Here is a 24,893-nt window from a genome sequence, read left to right on the forward strand (position 1 = left end):
GAAGAGCGATCATCCATCCGGGTGGTCGCTCTTCGGCGTATCCGAGGGTGCGGCGGCGGCTGCCTTGCACGCGTGACGGCGGAGAGTATGGTGATCTTCGTCGTGCCGTCTCCAGGGCCCTGAGAGCCGCTGGAGGCAACCGGTTCGGGCCTAGGGGGGCCTTGACGAACCGCACGCAGCGCGCAATTCTCAGGGCGTCGTCAAAGGATCCGAATCCGAGGCATGGATCGACGACGAAGAGGGCAGTATCAACGTGCGTTGAGGGCGAGGCCTTGCCGCAGGTGGTGAGAACAACGAGGAGTGAACACGGTCCCCGAGAACCGCACTGGACATCAGTGAGCCAAGTGGCTACACTGTCCCTTTGCGCTGCCTGTTAGCTGCCCCCTGCCCGTCACCAGGGGTCTACCCTCGCCCGAGCACTGACGACCAGAGCATGTCCGACCTGGCTTTCCGCCACGTCAGGCACCCCCTGTCTTCGTGCACGGAAGAGGGGCCGGTACGCGCGTAGTGAGTCCGAGCCCTCGGAAGGACCCCCTCTTGGCCGCCTCGCGCAATGCCTCGACCGCGAATACGAACAACGCTGCCAGCACCGCCCCGCTGCGCATCTCCTTTGCAAAGATCAAGGAGCCCCTCGAGGTTCCGAACCTTCTCGCGCTGCAAACCGAGAGCTTCGACTGGCTGCTCGGCAACGACGCGTGGAAGGCTCGCGTCGAGTCGGCTCTGGAGTCCGGTCAGGACGTCCCCACCAAGTCCGGTCTGGAAGAGATCTTCGAGGAGATCTCGCCGATCGAGGACTTCTCCGGGTCGATGTCGCTGACGTTCCGCGACCACCGCTTCGAGCCCCCCAAGAACAGCATCGACGAGTGCAAGGACCGCGACTTCACGTACGCGGCCCCGCTCTTCGTCACCGCCGAGTTCACCAACAACGAGACCGGCGAGATCAAGTCCCAGACGGTCTTCATGGGCGACTTCCCGCTCATGACCAACAAGGGCACCTTCGTCATCAACGGCACCGAGCGTGTCGTGGTGTCGCAGCTGGTCCGTTCGCCGGGTGTCTACTTCGACTCCTCCATCGACAAGACGTCCGACAAGGACATCTTCTCGGCCAAGATCATCCCGTCCCGGGGTGCCTGGCTGGAGATGGAGATCGACAAGCGCGACATGGTCGGTGTGCGCATCGACCGCAAGCGCAAGCAGTCCGTGACCGTCCTGCTCAAGGCTCTCGGTTGGACCACCGAGCAGATCCTGGAGGAGTTCGGCGAGTACGAGTCCATGCGCGCCACCCTGGAGAAGGACCACACCCAGGGCCAGGACGACGCGCTGCTCGACATCTACCGCAAGCTGCGTCCGGGCGAGCCCCCCACGCGTGAGGCCGCGCAGACGCTGCTCGAGAACCTCTACTTCAACCCGAAGCGCTACGACCTCGCCAAGGTCGGCCGCTACAAGGTGAACAAGAAGCTCGGCGCCGACGAGCCCCTGGACGCCGGCGTCCTCACCACCGACGACGTCATCGCCACGATCAAGTACCTGGTGAAGCTGCACGCCGGTGAGACCGAGACGGTCGGCGAGTCGGGCCGGGAGATCGTCGTCGAGACCGACGACATCGACCACTTCGGCAACCGCCGCATCCGCAACGTCGGCGAGCTGATCCAGAACCAGGTCCGTACGGGTCTCGCCCGTATGGAGCGGGTCGTGCGCGAGCGCATGACCACCCAGGACGTCGAGGCGATCACGCCGCAGACCCTGATCAACATCCGGCCGGTCGTCGCCTCCATCAAGGAGTTCTTCGGCACCAGCCAGCTGTCCCAGTTCATGGACCAGAACAACCCGCTGTCGGGGCTGACGCACAAGCGTCGTCTGAACGCCCTCGGCCCGGGTGGTCTCTCCCGTGAGCGGGCCGGCTTCGAGGTCCGCGACGTCCACCCGTCGCACTACGGCCGCATGTGCCCGATCGAGACGCCGGAAGGCCCGAACATCGGTCTGATCGGCTCGCTCGCCTCGTACGGCCGGATCAACCCGTTCGGTTTCATCGAGACGCCGTACCGCAAGGTCGTCGACGGCCAGGTCACGGACGACGTGGACTACCTGACCGCCGACGAGGAGGACCGCTTCGTCATCGCGCAGGCCAACGCCACGCTCAACGACGACATGCGGTTCTCCGAGGCCCGTGTCCTGGTCCGCCGCCGTGGCGGCGAGGTCGACTACGTCCCCGGTGACGACGTCGACTACATGGACGTCTCGCCGCGCCAGATGGTGTCGGTCGCGACCGCCATGATCCCGTTCCTCGAGCACGACGACGCCAACCGCGCCCTCATGGGCGCGAACATGATGCGTCAGGCGGTGCCGCTCATCAAGAGCGAGTCCCCGCTGGTCGGCACCGGCATGGAGTACCGCTCCGCCGCCGACGCCGGCGACGTGGTCAAGGCCGAGAAGGCGGGTGTGGTCCAGGAGGTCTCCGCGGACTACATCACCACGACCAACGACGACGGCACGTACATCACGTACCGCCTGGCCAAGTTCTCCCGGTCCAACCAGGGAACCTCGGTCAACCAGAAGGTCATCGTCGCCGAGGGCGACCGGGTCATCGAGGGCCAGGTCCTGGCCGACGGCCCGGCCACCGAGAACGGCGAGATGGCGCTCGGCAAGAACCTGCTGGTCGCGTTCATGCCGTGGGAGGGTCACAACTACGAGGACGCGATCATCCTGTCGCAGCGCCTCGTGCAGGACGACGTCCTCTCCTCGATCCACATCGAGGAGCACGAGGTCGACGCCCGTGACACCAAGCTCGGCCCCGAGGAGATCACCCGGGACATCCCGAACGTCTCCGAGGAGGTCCTCGCCGACCTCGACGAGCGCGGCATCATCCGCATCGGTGCCGAGGTCGTCGCCGGCGACATCCTCGTCGGCAAGGTCACGCCCAAGGGTGAGACCGAGCTGACCCCGGAGGAGCGCCTGCTCCGCGCGATCTTCGGTGAGAAGGCGCGCGAGGTGCGCGACACCTCCCTGAAGGTGCCGCACGGTGAGATCGGCAAGGTCATCGGCGTCCGCGTCTTCGACCGCGAGGAGGGCGACGAGCTTCCCCCCGGTGTGAACCAGCTGGTGCGCGTGTACGTGGCGCAGAAGCGCAAGATCACCGACGGTGACAAGCTCGCCGGCCGTCACGGCAACAAGGGCGTCATCTCCAAGATCAACCCGATCGAGGACATGCCGTTCCTGGAGGACGGCACGCCCGTCGACATCATCCTGAACCCGCTGGGTGTCCCGTCCCGAATGAACCCGGGGCAGGTCCTGGAGATCCACCTCGGCTGGCTCGCCAGCCGCGGCTGGGACGTCTCCGGCCTCGCGGAGGAGTGGGCCCAGCGTCTGCAGGCCATCGGCGCCGACAAGGTCGAGCCCGGCACCAACGTCGCCACCCCGGTCTTCGACGGTGCGCGTGAGGACGAGCTGGCCGGCCTGCTCCAGCACACCATCCCGAACCGCGACGGCGAGCGCATGGTGCTCCCGTCCGGCAAGGCGCGGCTGTTCGACGGCCGCTCCGGTGAGCCGTTCCCGGAGCCGATCTCGGTCGGCTACATGTACATCCTCAAGCTCCACCACCTGGTCGACGACAAGCTGCACGCCCGGTCGACCGGTCCGTACTCGATGATCACCCAGCAGCCGCTGGGTGGTAAGGCCCAGTTCGGTGGCCAGCGCTTCGGTGAGATGGAGGTGTGGGCGCTGGAGGCTTACGGCGCCGCGTACGCCCTCCAGGAGCTGCTGACCATCAAGTCCGACGACGTGACCGGCCGCGTGAAGGTCTACGAGGCCATCGTCAAGGGCGAGAACATCCCTGAGCCCGGCATCCCCGAGTCCTTCAAGGTGCTCATCAAGGAGATGCAGTCCCTGTGCCTCAACGTGGAGGTGCTGTCCTCGGACGGCATGTCCATCGAGATGCGTGACACCGACGAGGACGTCTTCCGCGCAGCGGAGGAGCTCGGCATCGACCTGTCACGGCGCGAGCCGAGCAGCGTCGAAGAGGTCTGACGGGAGTCAGGCGGGGCCTCTCACGCAGAGGCCCCGCCGATCCCGCGACCCCCGTTTCAGACCACAGACTTACAACCCTGAGAGGGATTGACGCATAGTGCTCGACGTCAACTTCTTCGACGAGCTCCGGATCGGCCTGGCCACCGCTGACGACATCCGTCAGTGGAGCCACGGCGAGGTCAAGAAGCCCGAGACGATCAACTACCGCACGCTCAAGCCCGAGAAGGACGGACTCTTCTGCGAGAAGATCTTCGGTCCGACCCGGGACTGGGAGTGCTACTGCGGCAAGTACAAGCGCGTCCGCTTCAAGGGCATCATCTGTGAGCGCTGTGGCGTCGAGGTCACGCGCGCCAAGGTGCGCCGTGAGCGGATGGGCCACATCGAGCTCGCCGCCCCCGTCACCCACATCTGGTACTTCAAGGGCGTCCCGTCGCGCCTCGGCTACCTGCTCGACCTCGCCCCGAAGGACCTCGAGAAGGTCATCTACTTCGCGGCGTACATGATCACGTTCGTGGACGAGGAGCGTCGTACCCGCGACCTGCCGTCCCTGGAGGCGCACGTCTCCGTCGAGCGTCAGCAGATCGAGAACCGTCGCGACTCCGACCTGGAGGCCCGCGCCAAGAAGCTCGAGACGGACCTCGCCGAGCTGGAGGCCGAGGGTGCCAAGGCCGACGTGCGCCGCAAGGTGCGCGAGGGTGCCGAGCGTGAGATGAAGCAGCTGCGCGACCGTGCGCAGCGCGAGATCGACCGCCTCGACGAGGTGTGGAACCGGTTCAAGAACCTCAAGGTCCAGGACCTGGAGGGCGACGAGCTGCTCTACCGCGAGCTGCGTGACCGCTTCGGCACGTACTTCGACGGCTCGATGGGCGCCGCCGCCCTGCAGAAGCGCCTGGAGTCCTTCGACCTCGACGAGGAGGCCGAGCGCCTCCGCGAGATCATCCGCACCGGCAAGGGCCAGAAGAAGACCCGTGCGCTCAAGCGCCTCAAGGTCGTCTCCGCGTTCCTGCAGACCAGCAACAGCCCCAAGGGCATGGTGCTGGACTGCGTGCCGGTCATCCCGCCGGACCTGCGTCCGATGGTGCAGCTGGACGGTGGCCGCTTCGCGACCTCCGACCTGAACGACCTGTACCGCCGTGTCATCAACCGCAACAACCGCCTGAAGCGGCTTCTCGACCTCGGCGCGCCCGAGATCATCGTGAACAACGAGAAGCGCATGCTCCAGGAGGCCGTGGACGCCCTCTTCGACAACGGTCGTCGTGGTCGCCCGGTGACCGGTCCCGGCAACCGCCCGCTGAAGTCCCTGAGCGACATGCTCAAGGGCAAGCAGGGCCGCTTCCGTCAGAACCTGCTCGGTAAGCGAGTCGACTACTCGGCGCGTTCCGTCATCGTCGTCGGCCCGCAGCTGAAGCTGCACCAGTGCGGTCTGCCCAAGGCCATGGCGCTGGAGCTCTTCAAGCCGTTCGTGATGAAGCGCCTGGTCGACCTGAACCACGCGCAGAACATCAAGAGCGCCAAGCGCATGGTCGAGCGCGGCCGCACGGTCGTGTACGACGTGCTGGAAGAGGTCATCGCGGAGCACCCGGTTCTGCTGAACCGTGCGCCCACGCTGCACCGCCTCGGCATCCAGGCCTTCGAGCCGCAGCTGGTCGAGGGCAAGGCCATCCAGATCCACCCGCTCGTCTGCACCGCGTTCAACGCGGACTTCGACGGTGACCAGATGGCCGTCCACCTGCCGCTCTCCGCGGAGGCGCAGGCCGAGGCCCGCATCCTGATGCTGTCCTCGAACAACATCCTCAAGCCGGCCGACGGCCGTCCGGTGACGATGCCGACCCAGGACATGGTCCTCGGTCTGTTCTTCCTCACCACCGACGGCGAGGGCCGCGACCTCAAGGGCGAGGGCCGTGCCTTCGGTTCCGCCGCCGAGGCGATCATGGCGTTCGACGCGGGCGACCTGTCGCTCCAGTCGAAGGTCGACATCCGCTTCCCGGTGGGCACCATCCCGCCCCGCGGCTGGGAGCCCCCGGCCCGCGAGGAGGGTGAGCCGGAGTGGCAGCAGGGTGACACCTTCACCCTGAAGACCACGCTGGGCCGCGCGCTCTTCAACGAGCTGCTGCCCGAGGACTACCCCTTCGTCGACTACGAGGTCGGCAAGAAGCAGCTCTCGGAGATCGTCAACGACCTCGCCGAGCGCTACCCGAAGGTCATCGTGGCGGCGACGCTCGACAACCTGAAGGCGTCCGGCTTCTTCTGGGCCACCCGCTCCGGCGTCACCGTGGCCATCTCCGACGTCGTCGTTCCCGAGGCGAAGAAGGAGATCGTCAAGGGCTACGAGGCTCAGGACGAGAAGGTCCAGAAGCAGTACGAGCGCGGTCTGATCACCAAGGACGAGCGCACGCAGGAACTCATCGCGATCTGGACCAAGGCGACCAACGAGGTCGCCGAGGCGATGAACGAGAACTTCCCGAAGACCAACCCGATCTTCATGATGGTGAACTCGGGTGCACGAGGCAACATGATGCAGATGCGTCAGATCGCCGGTATGCGTGGTCTCGTGTCGAACGCCAAGAACGAGACGATCCCGCGTCCGATCAAGGCCTCGTTCCGTGAGGGCCTGTCCGTGCTGGAGTACTTCATCTCCACGCACGGTGCCCGTAAGGGTCTGGCGGACACCGCTCTGCGTACCGCCGACTCGGGTTACCTCACCCGTCGTCTGGTCGACGTCTCCCAGGACGTCATCATTCGCGAGGAGGACTGCGGCACCGAGCGCGGCCTCAAGCTGCCGATCGCCACGCGCGACGCCGACGGCACGCTGCGCAAGGCCGAGGACGTCGAGACCAGCGTGTACGCCCGCATGCTCGCCGAGGACGTCGTCATCGACGGCAAGGTGATCGCGCCGGCCAACGTCGACCTCGGTGACGTCCTGATCGACGCCCTGGTCGCCAACGGTGTCGAGGAGGTCAAGACCCGTTCGATCCTGACCTGCGAGTCCCAGGTCGGCACCTGCGCCATGTGCTACGGCCGCTCGCTGGCCACCGGCAAGCTGGTCGACATCGGTGAGGCGGTCGGCATCATCGCCGCCCAGTCCATCGGTGAGCCCGGCACCCAGCTGACGATGCGTACCTTCCACACCGGTGGTGTGGCCGGTGACGACATCACCCAGGGTCTGCCGCGTGTCGTCGAGCTCTTCGAGGCCCGTACCCCGAAGGGTGTCGCCCCGATCTCCGAGGCCTCCGGCCGCGTCCGGATCGAGGAGACCGAGAAGACCAAGAAGCTCGTCGTCACCCCCGACGACGGCAGCGACGAGACGGCGTTCCCGATCTCGAAGCGTGCCCGTCTGCTGGTGGGCGAGGGCGACCACGTCGAGGTGGGCCAGAAGCTCACCGTGGGTGCCACCAACCCGCACGACGTGCTGCGCATCCTGGGTCAGCGTGCCGTCCAGGTCCACCTGGTCGGCGAGGTCCAGAAGGTCTACAACTCGCAGGGTGTGTCGATCCACGACAAGCACATCGAGATCATCATCCGGCAGATGCTGCGCCGCGTGACGATCATCGAGTCGGGCGACGCGGAGCTGCTCCCCGGCGAGCTGGTCGAGCGCTCGAAGTTCGAGACCGAGAACCGTCGTGTGGTCCAGGAGGGCGGTCACCCGGCCTCCGGTCGTCCGCAGCTGATGGGTATCACCAAGGCCTCGCTGGCGACGGAATCCTGGCTGTCGGCCGCCTCCTTCCAGGAGACGACCCGAGTTCTGACGGACGCGGCGATCAACGCCAAGTCCGACAGCCTCATCGGCCTCAAGGAGAACGTCATCATCGGTAAGCTCATCCCGGCCGGTACGGGTCTGTCCCGCTACCGCAACATCCGGGTGGAGCCCACCGAGGAGGCCAAGGCCGCGATGTACTCGGCCGTCGGCTACGACGACATCGACTACTCGCCGTTCGGCACCGGCTCCGGCCAGGCCGTTCCGCTGGAGGACTACGACTACGGTCCGTACAACCAGTAAGCGAGTGTCCGCTTGAACGCCGAAGGGCGGTCACCCCGGGAGGGGTGGCCGCCCTTCGGCGTGTGCGGACGCGGTGGCTACGGCACGCCCAGCTCGAAGATGACGTAGTGCGCGTACCAGCCCGAGGCGAGGGCGGCGGTGGTGAAGAAGACCGCGAGGCCCGGGAGCCTCAGGCGGGCGAGGGCCGCGGCCGGCGCGAGGAGCAGGGGGAAGGCCGGGAGCAGGTAGCGCATGGTGTTGCCGAACATCTGCTGGGTGCCGAGGACCGTGATGATCGTGGCCAGGGTGTAGGCGACGAGGACCAGCGGGGGCTTCTTGCGCAGCATCAGGGCGATCAGGAAGGGCAGCGCCAGGACCAGCTGGAGGGAGAGCAGGTCCGGGGTGGAGAAGGCGAAGACGTAGTCGCCCTTGCCGACGGCGAGGTTGCGCAGCACGTCCAGGGTGTAGGCGCCGTAGTCGAAGAAGTGCGCCCAGCCCTCGCGCTGGAGCGTGAAGTACGCCGTGGCCTCGCCGGTGCGGTAGCCGACCCAGGCGATGTAGCCGAGCAGGCCCAGCGGCGCCACGACCATGGCGTACACCGGGCCCCGCACGCCGTGCTCGCGCCGGGACGCCGGGCGGGCCAGGGTCACCAGGGCGGCCAGGCCCACGGCGCCTATGAGGACGGCGGACGTGGGACGGTTCAGGCCCGCGGTGAAGGCCAGCAGCCCGGCCGTCACCCAGCGGCCGGTCATCACGGCGTAGCAGGCCCAGGCGGCGATGGCGACGAACAGGGACTCGGAGTACACCGCCCACTCGACGCCCGCGCCGGGCGCGACGGCCCACAGCCCGGCGGCGATGGTGCCCGCGCGGGCCCCGGCCACGAGGCGGACCACGGCGAAGACGCCCGCCGCCGCGACGAACGAGCAGAGGACGGAGACGAGGATGCCGGAGCCGTACAGGCCGAGGCCGGTGACCTCCGAGACCATCCGGATCAGGGCCGGGTAGAGCGGGAAGAAGGCGACCGAGTTCTGCTGGACGGTGAACAGGCCGTCGCCGCCGAGCCGTACCAGGGAGGGGCTGTACCCGTGCTCGGCGACCTGGAGGTACCACCAGCCGTCCCAGGTGGCCAGGACGTCCCACCAGTGGGCGCCGCCGCCGAAGCGCGGGTTCTTGCCCTCGTAGTCCCCGGCGTACTCCAGCAGGGAGGCGAAGACCGCGAGGCCGACGAGCTTGGTGACGCCGTACAGGACCAGCGCGGGCAGGTAGGGGCGGGCGCGGTCGGGGAGGACGGGACGCCAGGACCTCCAGGAGCGCTCCGGACGGTCCTCGGACTGCCCGTCCGGTGCGCCGGCGGGCCTGTCGGTCACCGTGTCGTCGGCAGCCGTGTCCATGGCTGTCATCCCCCTCGGTCCGTGCTCAAGCGTCAATTGCTGCCATAAGATCGCACAAGAGTCGCACATCTGTGCTCAGGATCAGGGTGAGGGGAGGCGCGGTGCCCGAGGAACGGGACGCCGACCGGCACGGGCCGGTCGTGCTGTCGGTCGTCATACCGATGTACAACGAGGAAGAAGTCCTCCCCGCGCTGGTCAGCCGACTGCGGCCGGTCCTGACGGAGCTGGGCGTGGCCCACGAGGTCGTGGCGGTCGACGACGGCAGCGGCGACCGTACGGCGGAGCTCCTCGCCGCCTTCCGCCTGGGCTGGCCGGAACTGCGCGTGGTCGCGCTGCGGCGCAACTCCGGGCACCAGGCGGCCCTCACCGCCGGACTGGACCGGGCCGTCGGCGCCTACGTCGTCAGCCTCGACGCCGACCTCCAGGACCCGCCGGAGAAGATCCCCGACATGCTGGCGCTGGCCCGTGCCGAGGGCCTCGACATCGTCTACGGCGTCCGCGACGACCGCAGCAGCGACTCCGGGTTCAAGCGGTGGACCGCGGGCTTCTACTACCGGCTCATGCGGCGCCTCGCGGGTCCCTCGGTCCCGGCCCAGGCGGGGGACTTCCGGCTGCTCAGCCGGGCCGCCGTCGACGCCCTGAAGGCCCTGCCGGACCAGCAGCGGGTCTACCGGCTGCTGGTGCCCTGGCTGGGTTTCCCGAGCGGGCGGGTGACGTACGAGCGCGCTCCGCGTACCGCGGGGCGGACCAAGTACCCGCTGGGCCGGATGATCCGGCTCGGGGTCGACAGCGTCACCGGCTTCTCGGCGGCCCCGCTGCGCATCGCCACCTGGCTGGGCGCCGGCGCCTTCGTGGTCTGCCTGGGCCTGCTGGTCTACACCCTGACCGCCTTCGCGCTGGGCCGGACGGTGCCGGGGTGGACCTCCCTGTTCACCGGCATCGTGTTCATCGGCGGCGTGCAGCTGATCTGCGTCGGTCTGCTGGGCGAGTACGTCGGGCGCATCTACACGGCCGTGCAGAACCGGCCGACGTACTTCGTCCGGCACGACACGGCGGTGCCGGCGCCGACGCCACCGGCACCCCCGGCGCGGGAGCAGGGCGCGGCCGAGGGGAACGGGGCGCGGGTGCCCGCCCCCCGGGCCTGAGGCGCCCGGCGCCGATCGGTGCGAACCGGGACGGAACGGGTGGCCCTGTCGGTCCAGCGCATTTGTTTTGACCGCAGCGAATGCGATAGGTACGCTCAGACCTTGTGCCTGGGGTGTGCCCTGGCCCCCGTGCGTGCCTTTCAACCGCGGTGGGGGTCGTCACCGGCCACCGTGATCCGCGCTTCCTTCCGCCTGGCGGCAAGGGTCCGCGGGTCCGACACACCCGACCGCGTGGGTCGGCAAAGTCCCAGGTTAGCTTCACCATTCGGCACACAGAAACCGGAGAAGTAGTGCCTACGATCCAGCAGCTGGTCCGGAAGGGCCGGCAGGACAAGGTCGAGAAGAACAAGACGCCCGCACTCGAGGGTTCGCCCCAGCGTCGCGGCGTCTGCACGCGTGTGTTCACGACCACCCCGAAGAAGCCGAACTCGGCCCTGCGTAAGGTCGCGCGTGTGCGTCTGACCAGCGGGATCGAGGTCACTGCTTACATTCCGGGTGAGGGGCACAACCTGCAGGAGCACTCCATCGTGCTCGTGCGCGGCGGCCGTGTGAAGGACCTGCCGGGTGTTCGTTACAAGATCATCCGCGGTTCGCTTGACACCCAGGGTGTGAAGAACCGCAAGCAGGCCCGCAGCCGCTACGGCGCCAAGAAGGAGAAGTAAGAATGCCTCGTAAGGGCCCCGCCCCGAAGCGCCCGGTCATCATCGACCCGGTCTACGGTTCTCCTCTGGTGACCTCCCTGATCAACAAGGTGCTGCTGAACGGCAAGCGCTCCACCGCCGAGCGCATCGTCTACGGCGCCATGGAGGGTCTGCGCGAGAAGACCGGCAACGACCCGGTCATCACGCTGAAGCGCGCTCTCGAGAACATCAAGCCGACCCTCGAGGTCAAGTCCCGCCGTGTCGGTGGTGCGACCTACCAGGTCCCGATCGAGGTCAAGCCGGGCCGTGCGAACACGCTCGCCCTGCGCTGGCTGGTCGGTTACTCCCGCGCCCGTCGCGAGAAGACCATGACCGAGCGTCTGCTCAACGAGCTCCTCGACGCCTCCAACGGCCTCGGTGCCGCTGTGAAGAAGCGCGAGGACACGCACAAGATGGCCGAGTCCAACAAGGCCTTCGCGCACTACCGCTGGTAGTCGCTACCCACATCGAGACCGAGAGAAGACTGAAGCCTTATGGCTACCACTTCACTTGACCTGGCCAAGGTCCGCAACATCGGGATCATGGCCCACATCGACGCGGGCAAGACGACCACCACCGAGCGGATCCTGTTCTACACCGGTGTGTCGTACAAGATCGGTGAGGTCCACGACGGCGCCGCCACGATGGACTGGATGGAGCAGGAGCAGGAGCGTGGCATCACGATCACGTCTGCTGCGACCACCTGTCACTGGCCGCTCGAGGACAACGACTACACGATCAACATCATCGACACCCCGGGGCACGTCGACTTCACCGTCGAGGTGGAGCGTTCCCTGCGCGTGCTCGACGGTGCCGTGACCGTGTTCGACGGTGTCGCCGGTGTCGAGCCGCAGTCCGAGACGGTGTGGCGTCAGGCCGACCGTTACGGCGTGCCGCGCATCTGCTTCGTGAACAAGCTGGACCGTACCGGCGCCGAGTTCCACCGCTGCGTGGAGATGATCTCGGACCGCCTGGGCGCCCAGCCGCTCGTCATGCAGCTCCCGATCGGTGCCGAGGCCGACTTCAAGGGCGTCGTGGACCTGGTCCGCATGAAGGCGCTCGTGTGGTCCGCCGAGGCCGCCAAGGGCGAGATGTACGACACCGTCGACATCCCGGCCACGCACACCGAGGCCGCCGAGGAGTGGCGCGGCAAGCTGGTCGAGGGTGTCGCGGAGAACGACGAAGAGATCATGGAGCTGTTCCTGGAGGGCCAGGAGCCCACCGAGGAGCAGCTGTACGCCGCGATCCGTCGCATCACCATCGCGTCCGGCAAGTCCAGCGACACCACGGTCACCCCGGTGTTCTGCGGCACCGCGTTCAAGAACAAGGGCGTCCAGCCCCTGCTCGACGCGGTCGTGCGCTACCTGCCGACCCCGCTCGACGTCGAGGCCATCGAGGGCCACGACGTCAAGGACCCCGAGGTCGTCGTCCGGCGCAAGCCGTCCGAGGACGAGCCGCTGGCCGCGCTCGCGTTCAAGATCATGAGCGACCCGCACCTCGGCAAGCTCACCTTCGTCCGGGTCTACTCGGGCCGCCTGGAGTCCGGCACCGCGGTGCTGAACCCCGTCAAGGGCAAGAAGGAGCGCATCGGCAAGATCTACCGCATGCACGCCAACAAGCGTGAGGAGATCGAGTCGGTGGGCGCCGGTGACATCGTCGCCGTCATGGGCCTGAAGCAGACCACCACCGGTGAGACGCTGTCCGACGACAAGAACCCGGTGATCCTGGAGTCCATGGACTTCCCGGCGCCGGTCATCGAGGTCGCCATCGAGCCCAAGTCGAAGGGCGACCAGGAGAAGCTCGGCGTCGCGATCCAGCGTCTGGCCGAGGAGGACCCGTCCTTCCAGGTCCACTCCGACGAGGAGACCGGCCAGACCATCATCGGTGGTATGGGCGAGCTGCACCTTGAGGTGCTGGTCGACCGTATGCGCCGTGAGTTCCGCGTCGAGGCCAACGTCGGCAAGCCCCAGGTCGCGTACCGTGAGACGATCCGCAAGGCCGTCGAGCGCGTGGACTACACCCACAAGAAGCAGACCGGTGGTACCGGTCAGTTCGCCAAGGTGCAGATCGCGATCGAGCCGATCGAGGGTGGCGACAGCTCGTACGAGTTCGTCAACAAGGTCACCGGTGGTCGTATCCCGAAGGAGTACATTCCTTCGGTCGACGCCGGTGCGCAGGAGGCCATGCAGTTCGGCATCCTGGCCGGCTACGAGATGACGGGCGTCCGCGTCACGCTCATCGACGGTGGCTACCACGAGGTCGACTCCTCCGAGCTCGCCTTCAAGATCGCCGGTTCGCAGGCCTTCAAGGAGGCCGCGCGCAAGGCTTCGCCGGTCCTCATGGAGCCGATGATGTCCGTGGAGGTCACGACCCCCGAGGACTACATGGGCGAGGTCATCGGCGACATCAACTCCCGCCGTGGTCAGATCCAGGCCATGGAGGAGCGGATGGGTGCCCGCGTCGTGAAGGGCCTTGTACCGCTGTCGGAGATGTTCGGCTACGTCGGAGACCTCCGCAGCAAGACGTCGGGTCGCGCAAGCTACTCGATGCAGTTCGACTCCTACGCCGAGGTTCCCCGGAACGTCGCCGAGGAGATCATCGCGAAGGCCAAGGGCGAGTAACGGACTCCGTTCAACGGACCCCGTGCTCACGCTTTAGGCTTGACCCCGGAGCCTGCATGGGGCATTCCACCGCGAACCCGGTGGAATGCCCCCGGCACCCGGGCTTTCCAGCAAAGATCACCTGGCGCCGATGAGTAAGGCGTACAGAACCACTCCACAGGAGGACCCCAGTGGCGAAGGCGAAGTTCGAGCGGACTAAGCCGCACGTCAACATCGGCACCATCGGTCACATCGACCACGGTAAGACGACCCTCACGGCCGCCATTACCAAGGTGCTGCACGACGCGTACCCGGACCTGAACGAGGCCTCGGCCTTCGACCAGATCGACAAGGCTCCTGAGGAGCGCCAGCGCGGTATCACCATCTCCATCGCGCACGTCGAGTACCAGACGGAGACCCGTCACTACGCCCACGTCGACTGCCCCGGTCACGCGGACTACATCAAGAACATGATCACGGGTGCGGCGCAGATGGACGGCGCCATCCTCGTGGTCGCCGCCACCGACGGCCCGATGCCGCAGACCAAGGAGCACGTGCTCCTGGCCCGCCAGGTCGGTGTTCCGTACATCGTCGTCGCCCTGAACAAGGCCGACATGGTGGACGACGAGGAGATCCTGGAGCTCGTCGAGCTCGAGGTGCGTGAGCTCCTCTCCGAGTACGAGTTCCCGGGCGACGAGCTTCCGGTCGTCAAGGTCTCCGCTCTGAAGGCCCTCGAGGGCGACAAGGAGTGGGGCAACTCGGTCCTCGAGCTCATGAAGGCCGTGGACGAGTCCATCCCGGAGCCCGAGCGCGACGTCGACAAGCCGTTCCTGATGCCGATCGAGGACGTCTTCACCATCACCGGTCGCGGTACGGTCGTCACCGGCCGCATCGAGCGTGGTGTCCTCAAGGTCAACGAGACCGTCGACATCATCGGCATCAAGACCGAGAAGACCACCACCACGGTCACCGGCATCGAGATGTTCCGCAAGCTCCTCGACGAGGGCCAGGCCGGTGAGAACGTCGGTCTGCTCCTCCGTGGCATCAAGCGCGAGGACGTCGAGCGCGGCCAGGTCATCATCAAGCCGGGCTCGGTCACCCCGCACACCGAGTTCGAGGCCCAGGCCTACATCCTGTCGAAGGACGAGGGTGGCCGTCACACCCCCTTCTTCAACAACTACCGTCCGCAGTTCTACTTCCGTACGACGGACGTGACCGGCGTCGTGACCCTCCCCGAGGGCACCGAGATGGTCATGCCGGGTGACAACACCGAGATGAAGGTGGAGCTCATCCAGCCCGTCGCCATGGAAGAGGGCCTGAAGTTCGCCATCCGCGAGGGTGGCCGGACCGTGGGCGCCGGCCAGGTCACCAAGATCAACAAGTAAGCTCCGCTTGCTTGTCGGTCCACCGACCTGACATGGGCTGATGCCTGAGAAAGGGCCCGCACGACTTCGGTCGTGCGGGCCCTTTCGCATGGGTGGCGGGGGGTGAGGCCAGGGACGGGGGCGGGACTGGGCGCTGGGCCGCGCGCGTCAAGCCGGGTCCCGGTCTGTCACTCGATCGGCGGCATTGCTGGCATATGTGGCTGGCAAGGCCCGTCACTCTTCTACGTTCGGTGCATGGTCAGTTCATCTCACGAGGCGTTGCACCGGATCTTCCAGGAGGATCCGGCCCTCTTCGCCCGGGCCGTCCGGGCCCTCGGCGTCACCTTCGCCGAACCGGTCTCCGCGGTACCGCTCACCACCGACCTCACCGAGAACCGCCCGGTGGAGCGACGCGTGGACACGCTGCTGCGCATGGAGACGAGCGACAACGGCAGCTTCCTGCTCGCCGTCGAGTCCCAGGGCAAGCAGGACCCCGACAAGCACGCGAGCTGGGCCTACTATCTGGCGCATCTCTACGCCAAGTACGGGTTGCCGCCGGTCCTGCTGGTCGTCTGCGCCGATCGGCGCACCGCCTCCTGGGCGGCCCGACAGGTGGACCTCGGGCCCCCGCAGTGGCCCTCCCTCACCGTGCGTCCCTTGGTCCTCGGGCCCGACCACGTGCCCGTGATCGACAGTGCCGACGAAGCGGCGCGCGACATCCCGCTGACCGTCCTCTCCGCGGCGCTGCACCGCCGGGATCCGGGCGCCGATGCGATACTGAAGGCGCTGGCCTCGGCCTTGAAAGGCCTGTCGGCCGAGGACGAGAGCACGGCAAGCATCTACATCGAACTCACGGAACAAGGACTCGGCAAGACGCCGGCCGCAGACTTCTGGAGGCAGATCATGGCCGCCGACCTTTCCTTCTTCCAGTCGGAGACCGCGCAGAGCTTGAGGGCGGAGGGGCGCGCTGAGGGGCGTGCGGAGGGGCGTGCGGAGGACATTCTGCTGTTGTTGGAGCGGCGGGGTGTCCCGGTGTCGGGTGGTGAGCGGGAGCGCATCGTGGGGTGTGGGGACCTTGATGTGCTGGGGGTCTGGTTCACGCGGGCGATCACGGCTGGGTCGGTGGCGGAGGTTTTCGGGCCCGCGGAGGGCGAGTGAGCCGCTTGGCCGCCGACCTTTCCTTCTTCCAGTCGGAGACCGCGCAGAGCTTGAGGGCGGAGGGCGCGCGCTGAGGGGGCGTGCGGCGGGGCGTGCGGAGGACATTCTGCTGTTGTTGGAGCGGCGGGGTGTCCGGTGTCGGGTGGTGAGCGGGAGCGCATCGTGGGGTGTGGGGACCTTGATGTGCTGGGGGTCTGGTTCACGCGGGCGATCACGGCTGGGTCGGTGGCGGAGGTTTTCGGGCCGCGGGAGGGCGAGTGAGCCGCTTGGCCGCCGACCTTTCCTTCTTCCAGTCGGAGACCGCGCAGAGCTTGAGGGCGGACGGGCGGGGGGGCGTGCGGAGGACATTCTGCTGTTGTTGGAGCGGCGGGGTGTCCCGGTGTCGGGTGGTGAGCGGGAGCGCATCGTGGGGTGTGGGGACCTTGATGTGCTGGGGGTCTGGTTCACGCGGGCGATCACGGCTGGGTCGGTGGCGGAGGTTTTCGAGCCCGCCGAGGGGTGAGGCGCGGCGGCGCGGTGGTCACGGGCGGGTGCCCGCGAGGCGTACCGCGGTGCGTCGCAGGGCCAGGGCCGAGGGGATGACCGAGGCGAGTACCGCGAGCACCGCGCAGGCGCCGACGGCCGTGCCGAGGGCCGTCCACGGGACCGCCGGCGTGGGACGTACCGCGAGCAGGCCCAGCGCCGCCCACATCCCGGCCAGGTTGAGCCCGGCGACGACCAGGCCGAGGACCGCGCCCACCGCGACGACCACCAGCGACTCTGCCCCCACCAGCCGCAGTACCTGTCCGCCCGTGGCCCCGGTCAGCCGCAGCGCCGCCAGGTCGCGGACGCGGTCGGAGGTGGCCATCACCATCGTGTTGACCAGCGAGATGCCGGTGTAGAGCAGGGCGATGCCGAGGACCAGCAGCAGGCCGAGCCGGGTCGGGCGGTTGGTCTCCGGGTAGGTGGCCGCGACCCACTCGTCCGTGTCGTGCACCCGCCCGCCGGCCGAGCGCACCGCCTCCCGCAGCCCGGCGGCCACCGCCCCGGTGCCGGCGCCGTCGGCCAGGGCCACGTCCACCCGGTCGACGAGGGCGCCGGGGGCGTTGGCGGGCGTGACCCAGACGCCGTTGCCGCCGGTGCCCGTGTGCATCACGGCGGCGATGCGCAGGGTCTTCTCGGTGCCGTCCCCCAGCCACACCCGCACGCTTTCGCCCACGGAGTGCCGTTCCCACTCCTCGTTGACGATGAGGGAGCCGTCGTCGAGGTCGGCCGCGTTCCCCGCGGCGAGCGGCAGCCGGGCGGTGGCGGCGAGGGCGTCGGGGCCGGCGACGGCGCGCGCCTCGGACCTGACGAGTGCGACGCCCTCCTCCAGGACGTGGACCGAGCCCGAGGAGGTCGGGGAGACGATGGCCCCGGGCACGGCGCGCAGCCGCTCCAGGGTCCGCGCGTCGAAGCCCGTGCCGTCCGGCGCGGTCACCACGAAGGCGGCGACGGTCCGCTCGCGCGTCTCGGTGGCCTTCGCCTCGTTCAGCGTCGCGGTGGCGCCGAGCAGCGAACCCGCCAGAGCGACCGTGACCAGCACGGGTGCCGCCACGGCCGCGGTACGGCGCACACCGGCGGCCGCGTTCTCGCGGACCAGCATGCCCGTGGCGCCCGGCAGGCGGGCGGGCAGCCACGCCAGGAGCCGGGCCAGCGGACGCACCACGACCGGCGCGAGCAGAGCCGCCGCCGTGATCAGCAGCATCGGACGGACGATGTACGTCTTGCGGTGCAGCAGGTCGCCGGGGTCGTCCGCGAGGGCGATGCCGAGCGTCACCAGGGCCGTCAGCAGCAGCGCGAGGCCGCACAGCCACCGGCCCCGGGTCATCTCCCCGGCGTCCACGGCGGCCTCGCGCAGCGCCTCGACGGGGCCGGTCCGGCCCGCCCGCCAGGACGCCGCGAGCACCCCGCACAGGGCGACGAGCAGGCCGGTCCAGAAGGCCATGTGGTACGGCCAGGTGTGGTGGCCGACGGTGAACCAGGCCGGCGCCAGGCCTGCGTCGACCACCCACCCGGCGAGCGGCGGCGCACCGTACCTGCCCAGTACGCACCCCGTGGCCGAGGCCAGGACGCCGACCAGGAGGGCCTCGGCCAGCACCGTCCGGCGGATCTGTCCCGGTGTGGCCCCCGCCGTGCGCAGCAGCCCGAACTCGCGTCGGCGCTGGGCGACCGTGAAGGCGAACGTGGACGCCACGACGAACACCGAGACGAACGCGGTGACGCCGCCGGCCGTGCCGAACAGGGCGTTCATCGCGGTCAGCGCCTCGCCGTCCCGGCCGGGGTCGGCGTCGGCGTACCGGCGGTCGTCCCCGGTGAGCACCCGGACACCGGCGCTGCCCCGCACCGCTTCCCGTACGGCGGACGGGTCCGCGTCCACCACGAGCTGGAGGCTGACGGGGGACAGCCGGGCGGCACGCGGGTCGGTGAAGAAGACGGCGTCCTCGAACCCGAGGTCGGGGACGGTGCCCACGACCCGCACGGTGCCGCGGTCGGTCCGGACGCGGTCGCCCGGCGCCGCCCAGCCGCCGGTGACGACGACCTCGTCGGCCGTGCGGGGCGCGCGGCCCGCGTCGATCGCGTACGGAGCGAACGGGGCCGTGGACCACGGGTGGCCCACCAGGGAGCGGGGCCCGCCGTCGGCCCGTACCGGGAAGGAGCGGTCCTCGACGACGGTGCCGAGTCGCTTCAGCCGGGCCACGGCCGGAGCCGGCACGGCACGGGGCTGCGTGAGCGCCGCCGTACGGTCGCCGATCGGCGTGGACACCGTCAGGGTGTCCTGGCCCCGGACCACGACCGGCGCGGCGGCGAACCGTTCCGGGGCGCGGTCGGGGGCGTCCGTCGAGGAGGCGAGGACCAGCCCCATGACGGTGAGCAGGGCGACGCCCAGCGACAGCGCGACGAAGCTGCCGGTGAAGGCGGCCCAGCGGAAGCGCAGGGTGCGCAGGGCTACGGTCAGCACGGGGTGGCCTCCGGCCGGGGGGTGTGAGGGGCGACGGTCAGCACGGGGCGGTCTCCAGGTGGGTCATGTGGGTGGCGATGGCGTCGGCGCCCGCTGCGGTCAGTTCGCCGTTGACCCGGCCGTCGACGAGGAAGACCACGCGGTCGGCGTAGGAGGCGGCGACCGGGTCGTGGGTGACCACGACGACCGTCTGGCCCGCGTCGTCGACCATGGCGCGCAGCAGTGCCAGCACCTCACGCCCGGTCCGTGTGTCCAGGGCGCCGGTCGGCTCGTCGCCGAAGAGGATCTCGGGGCGGGTGATCAGCGCGCGGGCCAGGGCGACGCGCTGCTGCTGGCCGCCGGACAGCTCCGCGGGCCGGTGCCGGGCCCGGTCGGCGAGTCCGACCTGGGCGAGTGCCTCGCGCACCCGGGCCCGGGAGGGGCGGCGGCCGGCCAGGCGCAGGGGGAGCGCGACGTTCTGCGCGGCGGTCAGCGACGGCAGCAGGTTGAAGGCCTGGAACACGAACCCGACGCGCTCACGGCGCAGCAGGGTCAGCCGTCGCTCGCTCAGCCGGGTCAGGTCGGTGCCGCCGACGACCACCGCTCCCGACGTCGGCCGGTCCAGACCGGCGGCGCACTGGAGGAGGGACGACTTGCCCGAGCCCGAGGGGCCCATGACGGCGGTGAACGTGCCCCGGGGGAAGGCGAGGGAGACCTCGTCGAGGGCCGTCACGGCGCTGTCGCCCGCCCCGTACCGTCTGCTGACGGAGCACAGCCGGATCGCGTGGTCCGCGTCGACCGCATGGACCGTCCTGTCGTTCATCTGTCTCCACTCCGTCGGCTCCTGGCTGATGACTCCACGAAACCGTCCGTGACCACGCCGGCGCAGTGCGGCAGGGGTGAGAAACGGGGTAGGGCAGGCCATACCCCCGGGACGCCCCCTGGGCCGATGGTGCGCTCGTGCGCGGGAGCCCTACGGTGATCCGCATGCACCCTCGGAACCTGTGGCAGGCCATGTCCGGGCCCGGCCCCGGCTTCCTGCTGTCGGCCTGGCCGTGGCGCGCGGTCGCCTACCTGGCGACCGGGGCGGTGGCCGGCGCCGTGACCCTGGTGGGCGTCGTGACCGCCGCCGCCGTCGGCGGTGTCCTCGCCGTCGTCGTGGTGGGACTGCCGCTGCTGGTGCTTCTCGCCCTCGCGGGCGTACCGGTCGCCCACCTGGAGCGGTACCGGCTGCGTCTGGTCGACCGCGAGCCCGCGCCCGGCCGGCACCGGCAGCCCGCCGCCGCGGGCCTGTGGGCCTGGCTGACCACCCGGCTGCGGGAACCGGCGACCTGGCGTGAGCTCGGGTACGCGCTGCTGTTCGCCTTCCTGCTCTGGCCGGTGGACGCCCTCGTCCTCGGCGCCGCCCTGGTCCTGCCGCTCTCCACGGCCGCCACGCCGCTGCTGATGGCCACCGTGGGCGACGGTGAGGAGGCGAAGGTGCTCAAGCAGTGGACGGTGACCACCTGGCCGACCGCGTGCGGCGTGGCGGTGCTCGGGCTGCTGCTCCTCGCCGTCGGCGCCTACGCGCTGGGCCTGGCGGCGGGCGCGCGGGCCGAGCTGGCCCGCGTCCTCGTGGGCACCCCGCGCGGCGGCGACCCGGTCGACCGGGTGGTCGAACTCACCCGCTCCCGCGTGCGGTTGGTGGACGCCTTCGAGGCCGAGCGCCGCCGGATCGAGCGCGACCTGCACGACGGCGCCCAACAGCGCCTGGTCGCCCTGACGATGGCCCTGGGCCTGGCCCGCCTGGACGCGCCGCCCGGCCCGCTCGCCGACCAGCTGGCCAGGGCCCACGGGGAGGCGGGGAAGGCGCTCGGGGAACTGCGGGAGCTGATCCACGGCATCCACCCCAAGGTGCTCGCCGACTACGGCCTGGCGGCGGCCGTCGAGGACGCGGCCGACCGGTCGGCCGTCCCCGTGGACGTCCGCCTGGAGCTGCCCGGCCGTCTGCCGCAGGCCGTGGAGGCCGCCGCCTACTTCGTGGTCTGCGAGGCCCTCGCCAACGTCGCCAGGCACAGTGGCGCCGACCGCGCGGAGGTGACCGGCGGGCACCAAGACGGACGGCTGTCCCTGGAGGTCCGCGACGGCGGCCGGGGTGGCGCGGAGCCCGGGGCGGGCAGCGGGCTGACCGGGCTCGCCGACCGGGTGTCCGTACTGGATGGCAGACTCTCCCTGTCCAGTCCGCCGGGCGGACCGACCCTGTTGCGCGTGGAGATTCCTTGCGAGTGGACCGAACGCTTCGGGTAGTGCTGGCCGAGGACAGCGTGCTGCTGCGGGACGGGCTGGTCGGCCTGCTCGGCCGCTGCGGACACCAGGTGGTCGCGGCCGTCGGCGACGCGGAGGCGCTCGTCGCGGCCGTGGAGGAGCACACCCCGGACATCGTCGTGACGGACGTCCGCATGCCGCCCGGCTTCCAGGACGAGGGCCTGCACGCGGCCGTGCGGCTGCGCGAGAAGCGCCCCACCCTGCCCGTCCTCGTCCTGAGCCAGTACGTGCAGCGGGCCTACGCCGCCGAACTGCTGGACTCCGCCGACGGCACCGGCGTCGGCTACCTGCTGAAGGACCGCGTCGGCCAGGTCGAGGAGTTCGTCGACGCGCTCGCCGAGGTCGCGGCCGGCGGCACGGTCGTCGACCCCGAGGTGGTACGCCAGTTGCTGCGCCGCCGCCGGGACCCCCTGGAGCGGCTCAGCCCGCGCGAGCGGGAGGTGCTGGCCCTGATCGCCGAGGGCCGGTCCAACGGGGCCATCGCCCGCGAACTCGTCGTCTCCGAGGCGGCCGTGGGCAAGCACGTCGGCAGCATCCTCACCAAGCTCGACCTGCCCCCGGCGGACGGGACGCACCGCAGGGTACTGGCGGTGCTGGCGTTCCTGCGGGCCTGATCCGGTGGGTGCGCGCCGTCGGCCCCGCCGCCCCGCGCCCGCGGTGCGCGCCGTCGGTCCGCCGCCCCGCGCCCGAGGCGGAGGGCGTGCGCGACCGGGCCCGGGCGCTCTCCCACCGCGCACCCGGGCCCGTCCCCGTCGTTCCCCGTGCGACGCCCTGCGCGGGTCGTCCCGGGGGCCGTCCCCCGTGGGTCGGTCAGCCGCTCACACCCGCTGCCACAGCGCCGGTACGTTCGACGGCTCCCAGCCTGGCTGGGCCTGGTGGCCCTGGAGGCAGCGGTAGGTGGCGCCGCCGTACGTCACCGTGTCGCCCGGCTGGTAGACGGTGCCGGCCGCCCAGGTGCCGCCACCGGGCGGCGGCTCCTCCGGGCCACCGCCGTCACCGGTCGTCTTCAGGGTGAGGCCGTAGTTCTGGAGCAGCGGGTTGATCGGCTGGAAGTACGTCGTACCGCCGCTGCGGCAGTCGCCCGAGCCGCCCGAGGTGACGCCCTGCGCCTGGCTGCCGGAGATGTAGGAGCCGCCCGAGTCGCCGGGCTCGGCGCACACCGTGGTGCGGGTGACGCCGGTGATGGTGCCCTCCGGGTAGGTCACGCTGGTGTTGTGCTGCTGGACGGTGCCGCAGTGCCAGCCGGTGGTGGAGCCGGAGCGGCACACGGACGCGCCGACCGGGGCCTGGGTGGACCCGGCGACCTGCACGTTCTGACCGCCCGCGCCGCTGACGTACGGGGTCGCCGTCCACTGGGAGTTGGTCGCCACCCACGCCATGTCACGGCCGGGGAAGGTGGACCCCTGGAAGGTGCCCTGGGCCACCCGGTTGGCGCCGCTGGTGCTCGCCCCGGCCCGTCCGCAGTGACCGGCGGTGGCGTAGCCCTGCTGGGTCCCCTTGGTGACCGGGAAGCCGATCGAGCAGCGCCCGCTGTTGTTGATGTAGTACGCCTCGCCGCCCCGCAGGTCGTACAGCGGGCGGGGCTTCTCGGCCGACTTCTCGACGCGGGCGAGCCCGGCCCGGACCCCGGCCGCGTCGAGCAGGGCACGGGCCGCGGACGGGTGCGGGGTCCGCACGGTGACCGTGTTGGTGCGTACGTCGACGTACCGGACGGGTGCGGCGGTGGCGTCCCGGCCGGTGGCGGCCCGGTCGAGGCGGGACGTGGCCGCGTCCAGGTCGGCGAGGGAGTGCCGTACGACCTTCGCCACGGCGCCCTCGGCCTCGATCACCGCCACGTCGGCCGCGTCGGTGGTCGCCACGGTCAGCGTGCCGGACTCGGCGCCCCGCACCCACGCGCCCGCGAAGGCGGCGCCGAGCGCGGCCCGCAGCCGGCCCGCCGCGGCGCCCGCGTCGGCCTCGTTGGCGAGCCGGCGCTCGGCCTGCCGCCGGTCGAGGCCGAGGTCGCGCTCCATGGCCCGGAGCAGCGCGGTCGGGGTGGTGTCGGTGCGGAGGGACTCGGCCGCGGTGGGTGCCGCGTCGGCGGGGGCCGTCCCGGCGCTCGCGGAGCCGCTGAGCCCGGCCACGAGCAGGGCGGCCGTCGCGGCGACGGCGGCACCCACGGCTCTGGTGTGTCGGTGGGGCATGGGGGATCTCCTCGGTCTCGGTGGGGAGGTGCCGAAACCGTAGGGAGGGACGCCCGGTGGTCATAAGACGTCGGTCGGCCCTCTCCCCGGTGTTATGGATGGCGTACGGGGGTCAGGGCACCCGGTTCGCCGCCATCCACTGCGTGTAGCTGTCGCTGCCCGCCGCCACGCCCGCGTGCGCCATGCGCGCCTGCGCGAGCACGGTGGCGGCCGTGTCCCGCCGCTGCGTCACCGCGTGCCAGCCGAGCAGGTGCCGCCAGGCCAGCGGCGTCCCGGTGAGCGGCCGGGTGACGATGCCGGGCGTGGTCGGGAACGTCGCCCGGCACAGGCCCACCGCCCGCCCCACCTGCACCAGGTGCACGAGGGACGCGGTGTCCGTCTCGTACATGCGGCGCGGGGTGAACCCGGCACGGGCGCAGGAGGCGGTGAAGCAGTCGCCGAAGCAGCCGTCGCCGGGTACGCAGGCCCACTCCTCGCCCGCCAGCTCGGTCAGGTCCACCTCCGGACGGTGGGCGAGCGGGTGGCCACCGGGCACCATGACGAAGACCGGGTCGACGGCGACCTCCCGCCAGACCAGGCCTTCGGCGCCGGGCGGGGAGGCGGAGCCGCAGGTCCCGGCCAGGGCGAAGTCCAGCCGTCCGTCCGCCAGCTGCTCGGCCAGCGCCCGTTCCGACCAGGAGGTGCAGGTCGTCATCCGGGCGTCCGGAGCCACGTCCGCGAGCCGGTCCACCAGGGCGCCCAGCAAGGGCCCGTGCGTGCCGCCCAGCCGCAGGTGGCGCGCGGTACGGGGCGCCCGCGCGAACCGCGCCGCCTCCTGCTGCAACTCGGTCACCGCGGGCAGTACGATCCGGCTGCGCTCCAGCACCAGTTCGCCCAGCGCGGTGGCCCGCACCCCGTGCCGGCCCCGCACGAACAGCGCGCCGCCCAGCGCCCGTTCGATCCGCTTCAGCTGTGCGCTCAGCGCGGGCTGCGCGAGACCGAGCGCCGTCGCCGCCCGGGTGAGGCTGCCGGCGTCGGCGATGGCCCGGACCGTCCTGAGATGCCGCAACTCCAGCTCCATACGGGGAGCTTGCGTCGGGGGAGGGGCGGGGGCAAGGGGTTGGTCCGGAC

15 protein-coding genes are annotated in these 24,893 nt (G+C 70.2%); 10 read left to right on the forward strand and 5 right to left on the reverse strand.

Going from position 1 to position 24,893, the window contains the following annotated elements; all coding sequences use genetic code 11:
• The first annotated feature begins 537 nt into the window (after positions 1-537).
• Both rpoB and SAM23877_RS21210 read left to right on the forward strand, forming a co-directional pair.
• The gene (rpoB, locus tag SAM23877_RS21205; protein ID WP_053135571.1) at positions 538-4,023 is read left to right on the forward strand and encodes a DNA-directed RNA polymerase subunit beta; all 3,486 of its coding nucleotides are present in this window, start codon (positions 538-540) and stop codon (positions 4,021-4,023) included.
• Between the two features lie 97 nt (positions 4,024-4,120).
• Positions 4,121-8,020, forward strand: a complete 3,900-nt coding sequence (locus tag SAM23877_RS21210) for a DNA-directed RNA polymerase subunit beta' (RefSeq protein WP_053135573.1) — start codon at positions 4,121-4,123, stop codon at positions 8,018-8,020.
• A gap of 77 nt (positions 8,021-8,097) precedes the next feature.
• Here the strand turns inward: SAM23877_RS21210 and SAM23877_RS21215 are convergent, their stop codons facing one another.
• Entirely contained in the window at positions 8,098-9,390 is a 1,293-nt protein-coding gene (locus tag SAM23877_RS21215) for a glycosyltransferase family protein (protein WP_053135577.1), read from the reverse strand.
• A 101-nt stretch (positions 9,391-9,491) separates the two neighbouring features.
• Between SAM23877_RS21215 and SAM23877_RS21220 the strand changes: the two genes are divergently transcribed.
• The 6 genes from SAM23877_RS21220 to SAM23877_RS21245 all read left to right on the forward strand — a co-directional run bounded on the left by SAM23877_RS21220 (position 9,492) and on the right by SAM23877_RS21245 (position 16,337).
• Entirely contained in the window at positions 9,492-10,535 is a 1,044-nt protein-coding gene (locus SAM23877_RS21220; RefSeq protein WP_053135580.1) for a glycosyltransferase family 2 protein, read from the forward strand.
• A 290-nt stretch (positions 10,536-10,825) separates the two neighbouring features.
• The gene (gene rpsL / locus SAM23877_RS21225; RefSeq protein WP_003948652.1) at positions 10,826-11,197 is read left to right on the forward strand and encodes a 30S ribosomal protein S12; all 372 of its coding nucleotides are present in this window, start codon (positions 10,826-10,828) and stop codon (positions 11,195-11,197) included.
• 2 nt (positions 11,198-11,199) lie between these two features.
• A complete protein-coding gene (gene rpsG, locus SAM23877_RS21230; RefSeq protein ID WP_003974303.1) occupies positions 11,200-11,670 on the forward strand; it encodes a 30S ribosomal protein S7 in 471 nt (156 codons plus the stop codon).
• Positions 11,671-11,709: 39 nt separating this feature from the next.
• A complete protein-coding gene (gene fusA, locus SAM23877_RS21235; protein WP_053135583.1) occupies positions 11,710-13,836 on the forward strand; it encodes an elongation factor G in 2,127 nt (708 codons plus the stop codon).
• 170 nt (positions 13,837-14,006) lie between these two features.
• Positions 14,007-15,200: an elongation factor Tu gene (tuf, locus tag SAM23877_RS21240; RefSeq protein WP_053135585.1), complete on the forward strand. Its 1,194-nt coding sequence runs from the start codon at positions 14,007-14,009 to the stop codon at positions 15,198-15,200.
• Between the two features lie 234 nt (positions 15,201-15,434).
• Positions 15,435-16,337 carry an RpnC/YadD family protein gene (locus SAM23877_RS21245; RefSeq protein ID WP_053135587.1) on the forward strand — a complete coding sequence of 301 codons (903 nt, stop codon included), beginning with the start codon at positions 15,435-15,437 and terminating at the stop codon, positions 16,335-16,337.
• Between the two features lie 520 nt (positions 16,338-16,857).
• Here the strand turns inward: SAM23877_RS21245 and SAM23877_RS21260 are convergent.
• Together SAM23877_RS21260 and SAM23877_RS21265 are read right to left on the reverse strand one after the other, a co-directional pair.
• Positions 16,858-19,317, reverse strand: coding sequence for an ABC transporter permease (locus SAM23877_RS21260; protein WP_053135590.1), 2,460 nt, complete (start codon positions 19,315-19,317; stop codon positions 16,858-16,860).
• 37 nt (positions 19,318-19,354) lie between these two features.
• Positions 19,355-20,119, reverse strand: coding sequence for an ABC transporter ATP-binding protein (locus tag SAM23877_RS21265; protein ID WP_053135593.1), 765 nt, complete (start codon positions 20,117-20,119; stop codon positions 19,355-19,357).
• A gap of 164 nt (positions 20,120-20,283) precedes the next feature.
• Here SAM23877_RS21265 and SAM23877_RS21270 point away from each other — a divergent pair, with 164 nt between their 5' ends.
• Both SAM23877_RS21270 and SAM23877_RS21275 read left to right on the forward strand, forming a co-directional pair.
• Positions 20,284-21,582, forward strand: coding sequence for a sensor histidine kinase (locus SAM23877_RS21270; protein ID WP_053142715.1), 1,299 nt, complete (start codon positions 20,284-20,286; stop codon positions 21,580-21,582).
• Positions 21,582-22,214 (forward strand): response regulator transcription factor, encoded by a 633-nt coding sequence (locus SAM23877_RS21275; RefSeq protein WP_053135596.1) that lies wholly within the window; start codon positions 21,582-21,584, stop codon positions 22,212-22,214. Before SAM23877_RS21270 ends, SAM23877_RS21275 begins: the two co-directional genes overlap by 1 nt.
• A 204-nt stretch (positions 22,215-22,418) precedes the next feature.
• Here the strand turns inward: SAM23877_RS21275 and SAM23877_RS21280 are convergent, their stop codons facing one another.
• A complete protein-coding gene (locus SAM23877_RS21280) occupies positions 22,419-23,783 on the reverse strand; it encodes a carbohydrate-binding protein (RefSeq protein ID WP_053135598.1) in 1,365 nt (454 codons plus the stop codon).
• Between the two features lie 112 nt (positions 23,784-23,895).
• Positions 23,896-24,843, reverse strand: coding sequence for a LysR family transcriptional regulator (locus tag SAM23877_RS21285; RefSeq protein ID WP_053135601.1), 948 nt, complete (start codon positions 24,841-24,843; stop codon positions 23,896-23,898).
• Positions 24,844-24,893: the final 50 nt, after the last annotated feature.

The sequence above is a fragment of the Streptomyces ambofaciens ATCC 23877 genome (assembly GCF_001267885.1).
GTDB lineage: Bacteria > Actinomycetota > Actinomycetes > Streptomycetales > Streptomycetaceae > Streptomyces > Streptomyces ambofaciens.

What these genes read in the sequence shown, in the direction of transcription:
- SAM23877_RS21215 (WP_053135577.1), bottom strand. Translation starts at nt 9,390, where the DNA reads ATGGACACGGCTGCCGACGACACGGTGACCGACAGGCCCGCCGGCGCA.
- rpsG (WP_003974303.1), top strand. Translation starts at nt 11,200, where the DNA reads ATGCCTCGTAAGGGCCCCGCCCCGAAGCGCCCGGTCATCATCGACCCG.
- fusA (WP_053135583.1), top strand. Translation starts at nt 11,710, where the DNA reads ATGGCTACCACTTCACTTGACCTGGCCAAGGTCCGCAACATCGGGATC.
- SAM23877_RS21245 (WP_053135587.1), top strand. Translation starts at nt 15,435, where the DNA reads ATGGTCAGTTCATCTCACGAGGCGTTGCACCGGATCTTCCAGGAGGAT.
- SAM23877_RS21265 (WP_053135593.1), bottom strand. Translation starts at nt 20,119, where the DNA reads ATGAACGACAGGACGGTCCATGCGGTCGACGCGGACCACGCGATCCGG.
- SAM23877_RS21270 (WP_053142715.1), top strand. Translation starts at nt 20,284, where the DNA reads ATGCACCCTCGGAACCTGTGGCAGGCCATGTCCGGGCCCGGCCCCGGC.
- SAM23877_RS21280 (WP_053135598.1), bottom strand. Translation starts at nt 23,783, where the DNA reads ATGCCCCACCGACACACCAGAGCCGTGGGTGCCGCCGTCGCCGCGACG.
- SAM23877_RS21285 (WP_053135601.1), bottom strand. Translation starts at nt 24,843, where the DNA reads ATGGAGCTGGAGTTGCGGCATCTCAGGACGGTCCGGGCCATCGCCGAC.